15 protein-coding genes and 1 pseudogene are annotated in these 16,318 nt (G+C 71.5%); 14 read left to right on the top strand and 2 right to left on the bottom strand.

From position 1 onward, the window contains the following. The first annotated feature begins 75 nt into the window (after positions 1-75). The 13 genes and pseudogenes from AB0P03_RS00795 to AB0P03_RS00855 form a co-directional block, all read left to right on the top strand. Positions 76-441 (top strand): isomerase, encoded by a 366-nt coding sequence (locus tag AB0P03_RS00795; protein ID WP_363627470.1) that lies wholly within the window; start codon positions 76-78, stop codon positions 439-441. A gap of 74 nt (positions 442-515) precedes the next feature. Further along, positions 516-1,016, top strand: coding sequence for a hypothetical protein (locus AB0P03_RS00800; RefSeq protein WP_063350972.1), 501 nt, complete (start codon positions 516-518; stop codon positions 1,014-1,016). 128 nt (positions 1,017-1,144) lie between these two features. Beyond that, positions 1,145-2,056 carry a pyridoxal 5'-phosphate synthase lyase subunit PdxS gene (gene pdxS / locus AB0P03_RS00805; protein WP_063346811.1) on the top strand — a complete coding sequence of 304 codons (912 nt, stop codon included), beginning with the start codon at positions 1,145-1,147 and terminating at the stop codon, positions 2,054-2,056. Positions 2,057-2,146: 90 nt separating this feature from the next. Beyond that, positions 2,147-2,764, top strand: a complete 618-nt coding sequence (gene pdxT, locus AB0P03_RS00810; protein WP_063350971.1) for a pyridoxal 5'-phosphate synthase glutaminase subunit PdxT — start codon at positions 2,147-2,149, stop codon at positions 2,762-2,764. A gap of 80 nt (positions 2,765-2,844) precedes the next feature. Beyond that, entirely contained in the window at positions 2,845-3,603 is a 759-nt protein-coding gene (locus AB0P03_RS00815) for a YebC/PmpR family DNA-binding transcriptional regulator (protein WP_363583070.1), read from the top strand. A 165-nt stretch (positions 3,604-3,768) separates the two neighbouring features. After that, the gene (ruvC, locus tag AB0P03_RS00820; protein WP_363618240.1) at positions 3,769-4,311 is read left to right on the top strand and encodes a crossover junction endodeoxyribonuclease RuvC; all 543 of its coding nucleotides are present in this window, start codon (positions 3,769-3,771) and stop codon (positions 4,309-4,311) included. Then, positions 4,308-4,919, top strand: a complete 612-nt coding sequence (gene ruvA, locus AB0P03_RS00825; protein WP_363627471.1) for a Holliday junction branch migration protein RuvA — start codon at positions 4,308-4,310, stop codon at positions 4,917-4,919. Before ruvC ends, ruvA begins: the two co-directional genes overlap by 4 nt. A 46-nt stretch (positions 4,920-4,965) precedes the next feature. Further along, complete coding sequence (ruvB, locus tag AB0P03_RS00830; RefSeq protein WP_363627472.1) at positions 4,966-6,042, top strand: Holliday junction branch migration DNA helicase RuvB; 1,077 nt, start codon at positions 4,966-4,968, stop codon at positions 6,040-6,042. A 259-nt stretch (positions 6,043-6,301) separates the two neighbouring features. Beyond that, on the top strand, positions 6,302-6,709 hold the full coding sequence (yajC, locus tag AB0P03_RS00835) for a preprotein translocase subunit YajC (protein WP_363583076.1): 408 nt from the start codon (positions 6,302-6,304) through the stop codon (positions 6,707-6,709). Between the two features lie 236 nt (positions 6,710-6,945). Then, a complete protein-coding gene (gene secD, locus AB0P03_RS00840) occupies positions 6,946-8,646 on the top strand; it encodes a protein translocase subunit SecD (RefSeq protein WP_363583270.1) in 1,701 nt (566 codons plus the stop codon). 4 nt (positions 8,647-8,650) lie between these two features. After that, positions 8,651-9,748, top strand: coding sequence for a protein translocase subunit SecF (secF, locus tag AB0P03_RS00845; RefSeq protein ID WP_363583078.1), 1,098 nt, complete (start codon positions 8,651-8,653; stop codon positions 9,746-9,748). A gap of 25 nt (positions 9,749-9,773) precedes the next feature. Continuing rightward, positions 9,774-10,325 carry an adenine phosphoribosyltransferase gene (locus AB0P03_RS00850; RefSeq protein ID WP_363583080.1) on the top strand — a complete coding sequence of 184 codons (552 nt, stop codon included), beginning with the start codon at positions 9,774-9,776 and terminating at the stop codon, positions 10,323-10,325. A 304-nt stretch (positions 10,326-10,629) separates the two neighbouring features. Then, positions 10,630-12,933, top strand: a pseudogene (locus AB0P03_RS00855) (bifunctional (p)ppGpp synthetase/guanosine-3',5'-bis(diphosphate) 3'-pyrophosphohydrolase); the annotation flags it as partial. Positions 12,934-12,995: 62 nt separating this feature from the next. Here the strand turns inward: AB0P03_RS00855 and AB0P03_RS00860 are convergent. Together AB0P03_RS00860 and AB0P03_RS00865 are read right to left on the bottom strand one after the other, a co-directional pair. After that, a complete protein-coding gene (locus tag AB0P03_RS00860) occupies positions 12,996-14,225 on the bottom strand; it encodes a DUF349 domain-containing protein (protein WP_363583082.1) in 1,230 nt (409 codons plus the stop codon). 265 nt (positions 14,226-14,490) lie between these two features. Next, positions 14,491-15,333 carry a peptidylprolyl isomerase gene (locus tag AB0P03_RS00865; protein ID WP_363583084.1) on the bottom strand — a complete coding sequence of 281 codons (843 nt, stop codon included), beginning with the start codon at positions 15,331-15,333 and terminating at the stop codon, positions 14,491-14,493. 274 nt (positions 15,334-15,607) lie between these two features. On the opposite strand from AB0P03_RS00865, the gene AB0P03_RS00870 reads away from it, so the two are divergent. Continuing rightward, on the top strand, positions 15,608-16,315 hold the full coding sequence (locus AB0P03_RS00870; protein ID WP_063346799.1) for an MBL fold metallo-hydrolase: 708 nt from the start codon (positions 15,608-15,610) through the stop codon (positions 16,313-16,315). The last annotated feature ends 3 nt before the right edge of the window (positions 16,316-16,318 follow it).

The following is a 16,318-nucleotide window of genomic DNA, read 5'->3' on the forward strand; positions in this document are numbered from 1 at the left end:
GCCCGGGACTTTTCCGGGGTGTCGGCGGCGTTAGGGTCGGTCGACCGTATTCGGGCACGACGCATGGGGGCACCGATGCCGCAGATCTCCGTCGACTACTCGCCGAGCCTGGCCGGCTCCTTCGACCGCCGGGCGCTGGGCGTGGCGATCAACCGGCTCGCGGTGGGGACGATCGACGCGAAGCCGGAGGCGTGCAAGACGCTGTTCCGGCAGAACGACGACTTCGTGGTGGGGGAGGGCGAGGGGGCCGCCGCGCAGGTGTACGTCGAGTTCCAGATCTTCCCGGGCCGTACGCCGGAGGCGAAGGCGGCGCTCAGCGAGGGCGTGCTGGCGCTGCTGGCGGAGCACGTCGCGCCGACGCCGGGCACCCGGCTGCACACCGCGGTGAACGTCTCCGACATCGACCGCGGGTCCTACCGGAGCGCGAGCGCGGAGGGCTGAGCCGGTGACACCCGGTAGCGTTGCGCCCCGTGACTACCTGGATCTGGGCCGGCGTGGCCGTGGTGCTCTTCGGCATGTACCTGAGTTGGACGGCCGGTCGGTTGGACCGGCTGCACGCCAGGATCGACGCGGCGCGGGCCGCGTTGGACGCGCAGCTGGTCCGTCGGGCCTCGGTGGCGATGGAGCTGGCCACGTCCTCGCTGCTGGACCCGGCGGCCTCGCTGCTGCTGCTGGACGCGGCGCACGCGGCCCGGCAGGCCGAGGACGACCAGCGTGAGGTGGCGGAGAGCCAGCTGAGCCTGGCGCTGCGGGCGGTCTTCGCCGAGCCGGAGCAGGTGGCGGCGCTGGTGGCGGAGCCGGGCGGGGAGGACGCGGTGCGCGACCTGACGGCGGCGGTGCGCCGGGCGCCGATGGCGCGCCGGTTCCACAACGACGCGGTGCGGGCGGCGCGGGCGGTGCGCGAACACCGTCTGGTGCGGTACTTCCGGCTGGCGGGGAAGGCCCCGTTCCCGCTGGCGTTCGAGATGGACGATGCCCCGCCGCCCGCGCTCACGCCCGAAGGGGCACCCGCCTAGGCTGTGCTCGGATACGGCCCGTTTGTCGCATCCCGTCGTCCGGGCTGGACTTGGTGGCGCATGGTTGCGTCACCCGTTCCGCCTACCATAGGGCGATAGCACTGGTTCATCTTCGAGTGAGGTCTCACGTGTCCACCACCCCCACCACCGCAGACCAGCCGCAGATCGGTACCGCCCGGGTGAAGCGCGGCATGGCCGAGCAGCTCAAGGGCGGTGTGATCATGGACGTGGTCAACGCCGAGCAGGCCAAGATCGCCGAGGACGCCGGCGCGGTGGCCGTCATGGCGCTGGAGCGGGTTCCGGCCGACATCCGCAAGGACGGCGGCGTGGCCCGGATGTCCGACCCGAACATGATCGAGGAGATCATCGAGGCGGTCTCCATCCCGGTGATGGCCAAGTCGCGGATCGGTCACTTCGTCGAGGCCCAGGTCCTCCAGTCGCTCGGCGTCGACTACATCGACGAGTCCGAGGTGCTGACCCCGGCCGACGAGGTCAACCACTCCGACAAGTGGGCCTTCACCACCCCCTTCGTCTGTGGCGCCACCAACCTGGGCGAGGCCCTGCGCCGCATCGCCGAGGGCGCGGCCATGATCCGCTCGAAGGGCGAGGCCGGCACCGGCAACGTCGTCGAGGCCGTCCGCCACCTGCGCCAGATCAAGAACGAGATCGCCAAGCTGCGCGGCTTCGACAACAACGAGCTGTACGCCGCCGCCAAGGAGCTGCGCGCCCCGTACGAGCTCGTCAAGGAGGTCGCCGAGCTCGGCAAGCTGCCGGTCGTGCTGTTCTCCGCCGGTGGCGTGGCCACCCCGGCCGACGCCGCGCTGATGCGCCAGCTCGGCGCCGAGGGCGTCTTCGTCGGTTCGGGCATCTTCAAGTCGGGCGACCCGGCCAAGCGCGCCGCCGCCATCGTGAAGGCCACCACCTTCTTCGACGACCCGAAGATCATCGCGGACGCCTCCCGCAACCTCGGCGAGGCCATGGTCGGCATCAACTGCGACACCCTGCCGGAGACCGAGCGCTACGCCAACCGCGGCTGGTAGTCGCCCCTTGTGCCGGCCCGTCGCAGCGCCTCGGCGCGCGGCGGGCCGCGTCACGTACATCCGTAGAACGATCTAACGAGGTTGAAGACCGTGAGCACTCCAGTCATCGGCGTCCTCGCCCTCCAGGGTGACGTCCGCGAGCACCTGGTCGCGCTGGCCGAGGCCGACGCGCTCGCCCGCCCGGTGCGCCGTGCCGAGGAGCTGGCCGAGGTCGACGCGCTGGTGATCCCCGGCGGGGAGTCCACCACCATGTCCAAGCTGGCGCTGCTGTTCGGCGTGATGGACCCGCTGCGCGAGCGGGTCGCCGCCGGGATGCCGGTGTACGGCACCTGCGCGGGAATGATCATGCTGGCCGACAAGATCCTGGACGGCCGGGACGACCAGGAGACCGTCGGCGGCATCGACATGACCGTGCGCCGCAACGCCTTCGGCCGCCAGAACGAGTCCTTCGAGTCCGGTGTCGCCTTCGAGGGCCTGGGCGACGCGCCGGTGCACGGCGTCTTCATCCGGGCCCCCTGGGTCGAGGGCGTCGGCGCGGGTGTCGAGGTGCTGGCCGAGCTGCCCGCCGCGGACGGTCCGGAGAGCCGGATCGTGGCCGTGCGCCAGGGCAACCTGCTGGCGACCTCCTTCCACCCGGAGCTCACCGGCGACCACCGCGTGCACGCCTACTTCGTCGCGATGGTCGAGGAGCACCTGGGGCGGCGCTGACCGTGTGCGCCTTTCCGGTGACGACACCGGTAAGATCTCATCTGTTTCATTTCCCTTTGGCGACGTAAAGGAGCTGGCGAATGTCCGGCCACTCTAAGTGGGCTACCACCAAGCACAAGAAGGCCGTGATCGACGCCAAGCGCGGCAAGCTCTTCGCCAAGATGATCAAGAACATCGAGGTGGCGGCGCGCACCGGCGGTCCCGACCCGGCCGGCAACCCGACCCTCTACGACGCCATCCAGAAGGCGAAGAAGAGTTCGGTCCCGATCGACAACATCAACCGCGCCGTCAAGCGCGGTGGCGGTCTGGAGGCCGGCGGCGCCGACTACCAGACCATCATGTACGAGGGCTACGGCCCGAACGGCGTCGCCGTCCTGATCGAGTGCCTCACCGACAACCGCAACCGCGCCGCCTCCGACGTGCGCGTCGCGATGACCCGCAACGGCGGCTCGATGGCCGACCCGGGCTCGGTGTCGTACCTGTTCACCCGCAAGGGCGTCGTGATCGTCCCCAAGGCTGACGGCGTGGACGAGGACAAGCTCTTCGAGGTCGTCCTCGACCAGGAGCCCGAGGAGATCAACGACCTCGGCGACTCGTTCGAGATCGTCTCCGAGGCCGCCAAGATGGTCGCCGTGCGCACCGCGCTGGTGGACGCCGGCGTCGACTACGACTCGGCCGAGGCCAACTTCCTCCCGAGCATGCAGGTCGAGCTGGACGTCGACGGCGCCCGCAAGATCCTCAAGCTGATCGACGTGCTGGAGGACAGCGACGACGTGCAGAACGTCTTCGCCAACTTCGACATCTCCGACGAGGTCGGTGCGCAGCTCGACGCCGAGTGATCGTTCTCACTCCCCGGCCCGGCGGTCTTCCGACCGCCGGGCCGGTGTCTTTGCGGGCGCTGTCGGACCCGGACGGTAGCCTTCGCAGGTCGCCCGCCGTGGGCCGGAGGGCGTGCCCGGGCCGGAGCGCCCGGAGGCGGGCGGCGACCAACGAGAGGCGGGGCTGTGGTACGGGTACTGGGCGTGGACCCGGGGCTGACCAGGTGCGGGATCGGCGTGGTCGAGGGTGCGCCGGGGCGGCCGCTGCGGATGGTCGGGGTCGGCGTGGTGCGCACCCCCGCCGAGGACGAGATCGGGCGGCGGCTGCTGCTGGTGGAGCAGGGCATGGAGGCCTGGCTCGACGAGCACGAGCCGGAGCTGGTCGCCGTCGAGCGGGTGTTCGCCCAGCACAACGTCCGGACGGTGATGGGCACCGCCCAGGCCAGCGCGGTCGCGATGCTCTGCGCCACCCGGCGCGGCATCCCGGTCACCCTGCACACCCCGAGCGAGGTCAAGGCCGCCGTCACCGGCTCCGGCCGGGCCGACAAGGCGCAGGTCACGGCCATGGTGCAGCGCCTGCTGCGGCTGGACGCCCCGCCCAAGCCCGCCGACGCCGCCGACGCGCTGGCGCTGGCCATCTGCCACATCTGGCGCGGCGGGGCGGTCAACCGCCTGGAGGCCGCGGTACGGGCGGCCCGCGCCACCCCCCTGAAAGGAAGCAGCCGGTGATCGCCTTCGTGCAAGGGCCCGTGGCGGCCATCTCCTCCGGACTCGCCGTGGTCGAGGTCGGCGGGGTCGGCATGGCCGTGCAGTGCACGCCGAACACGCTGGCCGGGCTCCGGCTGGGTGAGCCCGCCCGGCTCGCGACCTCGCTGGTGGTCCGGGAGGACTCGCTGACCCTGTTCGGCTTCGCGGACGACGACGAGCGCGCCGTCTTCGAGATCCTCCAGGCCGCGCCGGGCGTCGGCCCGAAGCTGGCGCAGGCGATCCTCGGGGTGCACAGCCCCGACGCGCTGCGGGCCGCGGTGGCCGGCGGCGACGAGAAGGCGCTGGTGGCCGTGCCCGGCATCGGGAAGGCGAAGGCCGCCAAGCTGCTGCTGGAGTACAAGGACAAGCTGGGAGCCCCGCACGGCGCGGTGCCGGCGCAGAAGCCGATCGCGAGCGGTCCGGCCCCCTGGAGCGAGCAGCTGCACTCGGCGCTGACCGGTCTCGGCTACGCTCCGCGCGAGGCGGACGAGGCGGTCGTGGCCGTCACCTCCGAGGCGGAGGCCCAGCAGACGCCGGACGTCGGCGCACTGCTCCGGCTCGCCCTGCGCGGCCTCAACCGATCCCGCTAAAGCCATCTGGCGATCTGTCCTCTTGTCGACTTTGGAGCATGTGCTGATGAGTCCGTACGACTCGGACCCGGGCGACCGGCTGGTGACGGCCGCCGCCGACGGGGAGGACCAGGCGGTCGAGGCGGCGCTGCGCCCCAAGGCGCTGGACGAGTTCATCGGTCAGGAGCGGGTGCGCGAGCAGCTGTCCCTGGTGCTCCAGGCGGCCCGCAAGCGCGGCAGCGCGCCCGACCACGTGCTGCTCAGCGGGCCGCCCGGGCTGGGCAAGACCACCCTGTCCATGATCATCGCCGCCGAGCTGGGCGCCCCGATCCGGATCACCTCCGGTCCGGCGATCCAGCACGCGGGGGACCTCGCGGCGATCCTCTCCTCGCTCGCCGAGGGCGAGGTGCTCTTCCTCGACGAGATCCATCGGATGTCCCGTCCGGCCGAGGAGATGCTCTACATGGCGATGGAGGACTTCCGGGTCGACGTGATCGTCGGCAAGGGCCCGGGCGCCACCGCCATCCCGCTGGAACTGCCGCCCTTCACCCTGGTCGGCGCCACCACCCGGGCCGGCCTGCTGCCGCCCCCGCTGCGCGACCGCTTCGGCTTCACCGGGCACATGGAGTTCTACGCCCCGGCCGAGCTCGAACGGGTGGTGCGCCGCTCGGCCACCCTGCTGGACGTGGAGATCGACCCGGCCGGCGCCGCCGAGATCGCCGGCCGCTCGCGGGGGACGCCGCGCATCGCCAACCGGCTGCTGCGCCGGGTCCGCGACTTCGCGCAGGTGCGGCACGACGGCCAGGTCACGGCGGAGATCGCCGCCCGGGCGCTGGACGTCTACGAGGTGGACGCCCGCGGTCTGGACCGGCTGGACCGCGCGGTGCTGACCGCGCTGCTGCGGCTGTTCGGCGGCGGGCCGGTCGGTTTGTCGACTCTCGCGGTCGCGGTGGGGGAGGAGTCCGAGACGGTCGAGGAGGTGGCGGAGCCCTTCCTGGTCCGCGAGGGCCTGCTCGCCCGGACCCCGCGCGGCCGGATCGCCACCGCGGCGGCCTGGCAGCACCTCGGGCTGACCCCGCCGGTCCAGGCCAACCGGGGCGCCGTGCCCGCGCAATCCGAACTCCTCCGGGCCGACGAGGGCTGAACGGGTGATCGCCGCCCGCCGGTTCCCGGGAGGCGTCCGATGCGCCACCCCGGTGAGTGGCCCGCGTGCGAGCCGGGGGCGAAGTCCGGGGAAACTGTACAGGCGGAGGGTCGCCACTTTTGGCGGCAGGATGCGATGCTTGGCGTTGTCCGATCAGTTCGGGGTCGCCTAGACTCCGCCGGACCGCCCCGCTCACCTGACGGGCCGACCAATACCACACAGGCCGCCGGTCGGCGGCCCGTAAAGGACCCTGGCTGCAGTGAACTTCATCATCCTTCTCCTCCCGATCATCGCGATCGTGCTCATGTTCCGGTCGCAGAAGAAGCGCCAGTCGCAGATGCAGCAGATGCAGACCTCGCTGGAGCCAGGGGCGGGGGTGCGCACCATCGGCGGCCTGTACGCCCAGGTGAAGGCGGTCAACGAGGAGACCATCGAGCTGGAGATCGCGCCCGGCGTGGTCACCCACTTCACCAAGAGCGCGATCGCCGCTGTCCTGGACCCCCAGGAGTACGACGCGATCATCAACGGCCGCCCCGCCGATGACGAGCTGGCCGAGCCGGAGGCCGAGGACGCCGACGCCGAGCCGGTCGAGGACAAGCCGCTGACGCTCACCAAGGACGGCGGCGCCAAGGGCGACGTCGAGGGCGGGGCTCCCGCGAGCAAGTAGTACGGTCGGGCACCAGCCCGGCCGCGCGGCCCAGTGCCGCGAGCCCACAGGACCTCAGGGCCGCAGAACCGCCATGCCCCCGTCCCGCCACAAGCCGGACGGGGGTCCGGTTGGGGGAGTGGCATGGACAGGGAGAAACGAGCAAGGTGGCAACACCCAAGTCGCGCCCGCGCGACGGCTACCCAGGGCGGGCGCTGGCCCTCATCCTGGTCGTCACCGTCGGACTGGTCGCCCTCATGTTCGGGACGGGCCACACCAAGCCCCGGCTCGGAATCGACCTCGCCGGTGGCACCAGCATCACGCTGACCGCGAAGTCGACAGACCCCAAGGCGATCACCAAGTCCAACATGGACATCGCCACCGGGATCATCGAGCGCCGCGTCAACGGCATGGGTGTCTCCGAGGCGGAGGTGCAGACCCAGGGCGACAACACGATCATCGTGAACATCCCCAAGGGCGGCAACCAGCAGAACGCGGCGGACCAGGTGGGTACCACCGCCAAGCTGTTCTTCCGCCCGGTCCTGGCGGTGGCGCCCAGCGGCTTCACGCCGCCGGCGCCCACCGGCTCCCCCTCGGCCACCGGCACTCCGAGCGCGGCCCCGTCCGCCGGGTCCACCGCCTCGGCCGGCGCGAGCGCGTCCGGCACGCCCAGCGCGAGCGGCAGCAAGCAGGGCCGCCCGGCCGGTGAGGCGCTGGCCGCCGACGCCAGCCCGAGCGCCGCCGCGACGGGCGCGAGCACCGCCCCGAGCGCCGCCACCACGCCGTCCGCGCCCGCCACCCCGCCCAGCGCCGCGGACGTCAGCGCCGCGATGACCCAGGGCACCGTGCCGCCGGAGCTGGCCACGGCCTTCACCAACCTCGACTGCACCAAGCCGGAGGCCCGCGCGGCCCAGACCGGCCCCGAGGACAAGGCCGTCGTCGCCTGCTCGCAGAAGCCCGAGAACGGCTACTACGAGAAGCTCGTCCTCGGCCCCGTCGCCGTGAAGGGCTCGGACGTCTCCAAGGCCCAGCCGAGCCTCGACACCCAGACGGGTGCCGGCTGGCAGGTCCAGCTGCAGTTCAACGGCGCCGGCACCGACGCCTTCACCAAGGTCACCGGCCAGCTCGCCACCCAGGCCCCGCCGAACAACCAGTTCGCGATCGTGCTGGACAACCAGGTCGTCTCGCACCCCGAGGTCAAGAACGTGATCCCCGGCGGCAGTGCCGTGATCACCGGCCGCTTCAGCCAGGCCGAGGCGCAGGACCTGTCCAACGTGCTGGGCTACGGCGCCCTGCCGCTGGAATTCAGCAAGGGCGAGATCACCACCGTCTCCCCGGCGCTCGGCGGCGACCAGCTCATGGCCGGTCTGGTCGCAGGCGTGATCGGCATGCTGCTGGTGGTGCTCTACTCGCTGGTCTACTACCGCGGCCTCGGCCTGGTCTCGATCGCCGGTCTGCTCGTCTCGGCGGCCCTGACCTACTCGATCATGAGCCTGCTCGGCGCCGGGATCGGCTTCGCGCTGAACCTGCCCGCGGTCTGCGGTGCGATCGTCGCGATCGGCATCACCGCCGACTCCTTCATCGTCTACTTCGAGCGCATCCGCGACGAGGTCCGCGAGGGCGCCCCGCTGCGCCCGGCGGTCCAGCGGGCCTGGCCGCGCGCCCGGCGCACCATCCTGGTGTCGGACTTCGTGTCCTTCCTCTGTGCCGCCGTGCTCTACGTGGTCTCGGTCGGCAAGGTCCAGGGCTTCGCGTTCACCCTGGGGCTGACCACCGCGCTGGACGTCGTGGTGATCTTCCTCTTCACCAAGCCGGTGATCACGCTGCTGGCCCGGCGCAAGTTCTTCGCCAACGGTCACCCGTGGTCCGGCCTGGACCCGAAGCGGCTGGGCGCCCGCCCGCCGCTGCGCAGCAGCCGTCGCCGTAGCCCCTCCTCTGCCGCCGTGAAGGAGGCCTGACACCGTGTCACGCTTCTCCAATCTGGGACACCGGCTCTACCAGGGCGAGGTCAGCTTCGACTTCGTCGGGCGCCGTAAGCTCTGGTACTCCATCTCCGGCGTGATCGTGCTGATCGCGGCGATCGGTCTGGCGATGGGCCTGCACCTGGGCATCGAGTTCAAGGGCGGCTCGGTCTACACCGTGACCAAGCCGGGGCTGACCGTCTCGCAGGCGCAGGAGACGTCCGACAAGATCGTCTCCTCGCACCCGCTGGTGCAGTCGACCGACAACGGCAAGATCCGCATCCAGGTCAGCACCGAGGAGCCGAAGAGCTCGGACGAGATCCGCGCTCAGCTCTCCGAGAAGCTGGCCGTGCCGCTGGACACCGTCGAGGCCCAGGTGATCGGCCCCAGCTGGGGCAAGCAGATCTCCTCGAAGGCGCTCACCGGCCTGATCATCTTCATGGTCCTGGTGACGGTCTACCTGGCGATCGCCTTCGAGTGGCGGATGGCGGTGGCGGCCCTGGTCGCCCTCATCCACGACCTCCTGATCACCATCGGCGTGTACGCCCTGGTGGGCTTCGAGGTCACCCCCGGTACGGTGATCGGCTTCCTGACCATCCTCGGGTACTCGCTCTACGACACGGTCGTCGTCTTCGACACCGTGAAGGAGAACACCAAGGACCTCACCAAGCAGAACAAGCTCACCTACAGCGAGGCGGCCAACGCGGGCCTCAACCAGACCCTGGTGCGTTCGCTCAACACCACCGTGGTCGCCCTGCTCCCGGTCGCCGCGCTGCTGTTCATCGGCGGTGGCCTCCTGGGTGCCGGCACGCTGAACGACATCTCGCTGGCGCTGTTCATCGGCCTCGCGGCCGGTGCCTACTCGTCGATCTGCGTCGCCACTCCGCTGCTGGCGCAGCTCAAGGAGGAGCAGCCGGAGATGAAGGCGCTGCGCAAGCGGGTCCTGCAGCACCGGGCCGCGGCCGCTGCCAAGGCCGCCGGCGAGGTGCCGGCGGACGAGGAGATCGCGGACGAGGACCTGCCTGCGGGTATGGTCGGTCAGCGCGGCCGGGCGGCCGGCACCACGCGTGCCAAGGGCCGTCCGTCCACCAAGCGCTGAACCGACCCGATCGTAAGGACACGCCGTGACCACCGCCGACACCGCACTGGCCGATCTGTTGAACAGCCGGATCCGGGACGTCCCGGACTACCCGAAGCCGGGTGTGCTGTTCAAGGACATCGCGCCGCTGCTGGCCGACGCCGAGGCCTTCGGCGCCCTCACCAGGGCGCTGGCGGACCGGGCGCGGGAGCTCGGGGCGACCAAGGTGGTGGGCCTGGAGGCGCGCGGCTTCGTGTTGGCGGCTCCGGCGGCCTTCGCGGCCGGGCTCGGCTTCGTGCCGATCCGCAAGCAGGGCAAGCTGCCCGGTGAGGTGTTCCGGCGCTCGTACGAGCTGGAGTACGGCTCGGCGACGCTGGAGGTGCAGTGCGACGCCTTCGCGCCCGGTGAGCGGGTGCTGGTGGTGGACGACGTGCTGGCCACCGGTGGCACCATCGGCGCCTCGCTGGACCTGGTGAAGGAGGCCGGCGCCGAGCTGGTGGGCGTCGTGGTGCTGATGGAGCTGGGCTTCCTGGACGGCCGGGAACGGCTGTCCGGGCACCTGAACGGCGCCCCGCTGGAGACGCTGGTCACGGTCTGAGGGACCTGAACGAAGGGCGGCGGTCGGATCATCCGACCGCCGCCCTTCCGTTTCCGGCCCGGGTGGATGAACGCCGGGGCGCCCGGCTCGGTACCATGAAGATTCACCCCCTCCCGGTTGCGTCCGACCGTACGGGCCGCGGCAGGGGTCGGCCCCGGTGCCCCGAGGAGAGTCCTTGCCCGACGAGGTTGTGCCCACGGCCGAAGCGGCCGCCCCCGACAACCGTCCCACGCCCTCGGGGGCCACCCCGGCACGCCCGGCGCCGACCTCCTCGCGACCGACCGGCCCCACCGGGCGAGGCTCCTCCTCGGGTGGCATGCGTGCCCGCTTGGCCCGCCTCGGCGGCCAGCGCTCCAGCGTGCTCAACCCCGTGCTGGAGCCGCTGTTCCGGTCGATCCGGGCGAACGACCCGAAGGCCGACCCGGCGCTGCTGCGGGACATCGAGCGGGCCTACGCCGTCGCCGAGAAGTGGCACCGCGGGCAGAAGCGCAAGAGCGGCGACCCGTACATCACCCACCCGCTGGCGGTGGCCACCATCCTGGCCGAGCTGGGGATGGACGCCCCGACCCTGATGGCCGGGCTGCTGCACGACACCGTCGAGGACACCGACTACGGCCTGGAGACCCTGCGCAAGGACTTCGGCGACTCGGTGGCGCTGCTGGTGGACGGCGTCACCAAGCTGGACCGGGTCAAGTTCGGCGAGGCCGCGCAGGCCGAGACCGTCCGCAAGATGGTCGTCGCGATGGCCAAGGACCCGCGGGTCCTGGTGATCAAGCTGGCCGACCGCCTGCACAACATGCGCACGATGCGCTACCTCAAGCGGGAGAAGCAGGAGAAGAAGGCCCGCGAGACGCTGGAGATCTACGCCCCGCTGGCGCACCGGCTGGGCATGAACACCATCAAGTGGGAGCTGGAGGACCTCGCCTTCGCGATCCTCTACCCCAAGATGTACGACGAGATCGTCCGGCTGGTCGCCGAGCGCGCCCCCAAGCGGGACGAGTACCTGGCGACCGTCATCGACCAGGTCCAGGGGGACCTGCGCGGCGCCCGGATCACCGCCTCCGTCACCGGCCGGCCGAAGCACTACTACTCGGTCTACCAGAAGATGATCGTCCGGGGCCGGGACTTCGCCGAGATCTACGACCTGGTGGGCATCCGGGTCCTGGTCGACACCGTCCGCGACTGCTACGCGGCGCTGGGCACCATCCACGCGCGGTGGAACCCGGTGCCGGGGCGGTTCAAGGACTACATCGCGATGCCCAAGTTCAACATGTACCAGTCGCTGCACACGACGGTGATCGGCCCCGGCGGCAAGCCCGTCGAACTCCAGATCCGCACCTTCGACATGCACCGCCGGGCCGAGTACGGCATCGCCGCGCACTGGAAGTACAAGCAGCGCGCCGTGGCCGGCGCGTCCAAGGTCCGCACCGACACCCCGACCCAGGTCCGCAAGGACGACAAGGCCGGCGCCGTCAACGAGATGGCCTGGCTGCGGCAGCTGCTGGACTGGCAGAAGGAGACCGCCGACCCGGGCGAGTTCCTGGAGTCGCTGCGCTTCGACCTGGCCAGCAACGAGGTCTTCGTCTTCACGCCCAAGGGCGACGTGATAGCCCTGCCGGCCGGCGCGACCCCGGTCGACTTCGCCTTCGCGGTGCACACCGAGGTGGGCTACCGGACGATAGGGGCCCGGGTCAACGGGCGGCTGGTGCCGCTGGAGTCGACGCTGGAGAACGGCGACGCCGTCGAGGTGTTCACCTCCAAGGCGGAGAACGCCGGACCGTCCCGGGACTGGCTGGGCTTCGTCAAGTCGCCGCGCGCCCGCAACAAGATCCGCGCCTGGTTCTCCAAGGAGCGCCGCGAGGAGGCGATCGAGCACGGCAAGGAGGCGATCGTCCGGGCGATGCGCAAGCAGGGCCTGCCGATCCAGCGGATCCTGACCGGCGACTCGCTGGTCACCCTGGCCCACGAGATGCGCTACCCCGACATCTCCTCGCTCTACGCCGCGATCGGCGAGGGCCACGTCACCGCGCAGAACATCGTGCAGAAGCTGGTCCAGGCGCTCGGCGGCGAGGAGGGCGCCACCGAGGACCTCGCCGAGACCGCGACCCCGACGCACGACAACCGCCGGGCGGCGCGCCGCCGGGCCAAGGGCGACCCGGGCGTGATCGTCAAGGGCGTCGAGGACGTCTGGGTCAAGCTGTCCCGCTGCTGCACCCCGGTGCCGGGCGACCCGATCGTCGGCTTCGTGACCCGCGGCAACGGCGTCTCGGTGCACCGCGCCGACTGCGTCAACGTCGAGTCGCTGAGCCAGCAGCCCGAGCGGATGATCGACGTCGAGTGGGCCGCCACCCAGTCCTCGGTGTTCCTGGTGGCCATCCAGGTCGAGGCGCTGGACCGCTCCCGGCTGCTCTCGGACGTCACCCGGGTGCTCTCAGACCAGCACGTCAACATCCTGTCGGCGGCGGTGCAGACCTCCCGCGACCGGGTCGCGATGAGCCGCTTCACCTTCGAGATGGGCGACCCGAAACACCTCGGCCACGTGCTCAAGGCCGTGCGCGGTGTCGAGGGCGTCTACGACGTCTACCGCGTCACCTCGGCCCGCAAGTAGCGCCCCGAGCGCGAGAGAGGGCCCCGGGATCTCCCGGGGCCCTCTCTCGTGCGTTCGGCGGATCAGCCGCTGAACTCCTCCTGGCTGCGGTGCGCCTGCTCCAGCAGGGTCTGCACGCCGGCCAGCTCGTTCTCCAGCTTGGCGATCCGGCCGGCGTTGCCAGCGGCGCGGGCCTTGTCCAGATCGGCCCGGATCTTGTCGGCCTTCGCCTCGAACAGGCCGACCATGCCGGCGGCGCGCGCCTTGGCCTCCGGGTTGGAGCGCCTCCACTCGGCGTCCTCGGCCTCGCGGATGGCCCGCTCGACCGTGTTCAGCCGGCCGTCCAGCTTCGGACGGGCGTCGCGCGGCACGTGCCCGATCGCCTCCCAGCGCTCGTTGACCTCGCGCAGCGCCGCCTTGGCGGCCTTCAGGTCGGTGATCGGCAGGATCGCCTCGGCCTCGGTGGCCAGTGCCTCCTTGAGCTTCTGGTTGGCCACCTGCTCGGCGTCCCGCTCGCTGAACACCGCGGAACGGGCCTGGAAGAAGACGTCCTGCGCGCCGCGGAACCGCGCCCACAGCTCGTCCTCGATGTCCCGCTGGGCCCGGCCGGCGGACTTCCAGCGCGCCATCAGGTCGCGGTAGGCGGCCGCGGTGTCGCCCCACTCGGTGGACGAGGACAGCGCCTCGGCCTCGGCGACCAGCGCCTCCTTGGTCTGCCGGGCCTGCTCGCGCTCGGCGTCCAGGGTCGCGAAGTGCGCCTTGCGGTGCTTGGAGAAGACCGAGCGGGCGTGCGAGAAGCGGTGCCACAGCTCGTCGTCGCTCTTGCGGTCCAGCCGGGGCAGGCCCTTCCAGGTGTCCACCAGGGCGCGCAGCCGGTCCCCGGCCTCCCGCCACTGGGTGGACTCGGCGAGCTGCTCGGCCTCGGAGACCAGCGTCTCCTTGGCGGTGCGGGTCTCGTCCTGGGCCTTGGCGCGGGCGGCCTTGCGCTCCTCGCGCCGGCTCTCGATCTCGCCGGCGAGCGTGTCCAGCCGCTTGGCCAGGGCGGCCAGGTCGCCGACCGCGTGCCCCTCGGTCACCTGGGCGCGCAGGTGGTCCAGCGCGGCCTGGGCGTCCTTGGCGGCCAGGTCGGTGGTGCGCACCCGCTTCTCCAGCAGGCCGATCTCCACCTCGATGCCCTGGTACTTGCGCTCGAAGTAGGCGAGGGCCTCCTCGGGCGAGCCGGCCTGCCAGGAACCCACGACGTGTTCGCCGTCGGCCGTCCTGACGTAGACCGTGCCCTGCTCGTCGACACGGCCCCACGGGTCGCTGCTCATAGCGCGTCCTCCACATGACGTCGCGCCCGCGCCGGGGCGGCGCGCGTCCGTCGTCCACAGTTGATGTGCGGCGGACCGATGAGTCCGCCGTCCCCGTCCGCCGTGACTTGCTGCCGAGGGTGACGGCCAGGCGGGTGCGGGCACCCTGATACAACGCCAACATAGGCGACCAGCCCCGGTGCTGTCCGCATCCGGGCCGGGCGATTTCGGGCCGGGGCCGCGCCGAGGCGCTTCGGGCGCCCCTTGCGGGCGGCCCCGGGAGATGTCAACTCTTCGCGGTGGTCACCGAGTTGAAGGTGACGTCGGCCATCGGGTGGCCGTCCGGGGCACCCTCCAGGGTGCCCGCGGCGGCGATCTTCTGCACCGCGTCCAGGCCCCCGGTGATCTTGCCGAAGGGGGTGTAGTTCGGGGGCAGCTGGGTGTCCTTGTAGACCAGGAAGAACTGGCTCCCGTTCGTGCCGGGGCCGGAGTTGGCCATCGCCACGGTGCCCGCCGGGTAGGTCGCGCCGGTCAGGTTCTCGTCCGCGAACTTGTAACCGGGGCCGCCGGTGCCGCCCGGGACGGTCGCGCTGGCGGTCGGGTCGCCGCACTGGAGCACGAAGATGCCGTCGGTGGTGAGGCGGTGGCACTTGGTGTGGTCGAAGTACTTCTCCCCGGCCAGGAAGACGAAGGAGTTCACCGTGTGTGGGGCCTTGGCCGCGTCGAGCGCGAGCGTCACCTTGCCGCAGTTGGTGTCCAGCGTCGCGGTGTACGAGCCGCCCGCGTCGATCGCCATGGCCGGCTCGGCCTGCCACTGCTTGCCGTTCGGCGCGCCCGGCGCCGGATCGGCGCAGCCCTCGACCGGCTTGCGGGTCGGGGTGGTCGGCTCGGCGCTCTGGCTCGGCGCGGCCTGGGCGGAGGAGGCGGCCGAAGCCGACTTGTCCTTGTCCGAGCCGAACGCCCCGGTGCCGACCAGCGCACCGCCGCCGGCCAGCACCACGACGGCGAGCGCGGCGCCCAGGATCGTGTTGCGGCGCCTGCGCGCGGACCGCGCGGCGACCCGCCGCTCCATCTGGCGCTCGTACTTCTCTCGGGCGAGCTGCCGCCGCCGCTGTTCGCTGCTGACCACCGGCCGTGTCTCCTACGGATGTGCTGGGAAAGTGGATGGGTACCGAAGCGGATCATCGCATCCATCGGCGGCCAAGTGTAGGGACCGGGCCTGTAAGAACGCGGTGAACCTGTCAGTGCGAACCGCGCGCGCCACCCCTATCTGGTTCGCAACCGCACCCGCACCGCCGGTAGGCTGCCTTTACCTCACTGGTTTGCTGCATGACTGGTGGCTGCATCCGACCCGGCCGCCGCGACCGTAGCCGCCACTGCCGACCGCATCACGAAGGACGCGCGTGTTCATCGCCGGATTCCCCGCTGGAGCCTGGGGCACCAACTGCTACCTGGTCGCCCCGGCGGCGGGCGAGGAGTGCGTCATCGTCGATCCCGGCCACCAGGCGGCGCGCGGTGTCGAGGAGATGGTCCGCGAGCACGGGCTCAAGCCCGTCGCCGTGGTGCTCACGCACGGCCACATCGACCACGTGGCCTCGGTGGTCCCGGTCTGCGGCGCCCGCGGCGTCCCGGCCTGGATCCACCCCGAGGACCGGTACATGATGTCCGACCCGGAGAAGGCCCTCGGCCGCGCCCTGGGCACCCAGCTGATGGGCGAGCTCACCGTCGGCGAGCCCGACGACGTGCGCGAGCTCACCGACGGCGCCGTGCTGGAGCTCGCCGGCCTGCAGCTCACCGTGGACCACGCCCCGGGCCATACCGGGGGGTCGGTGACCTTCCGGACGCCCGGTGCCGAGGACCTCCCCCCGGTGCTGTTCTCGGGCGACCTGCTGTTCGCCGGCTCCATCGGGCGTACCGACCTCCCGGGCGGGGACAGCGAGGCGATCATGCGGTCGCTGGCCCGGGTGTGCCTGCCCCTCGACGACACCACCGTGGTCCTCTCCGGCCACGGCGGACAGACCACCATCGGCCACGAGCGCGCCACCAACCCCTACCTCCGACAGGCAGCAGGGGCGGCCGGCGCCCAGGCTTTCCCGCGACGAGGAATGTGACGG

The organism is Kitasatospora sp. NPDC088779 (genome assembly GCF_040685395.1).
Classification (GTDB): Bacteria; Actinomycetota; Actinomycetes; order Streptomycetales; family Streptomycetaceae; genus Kitasatospora.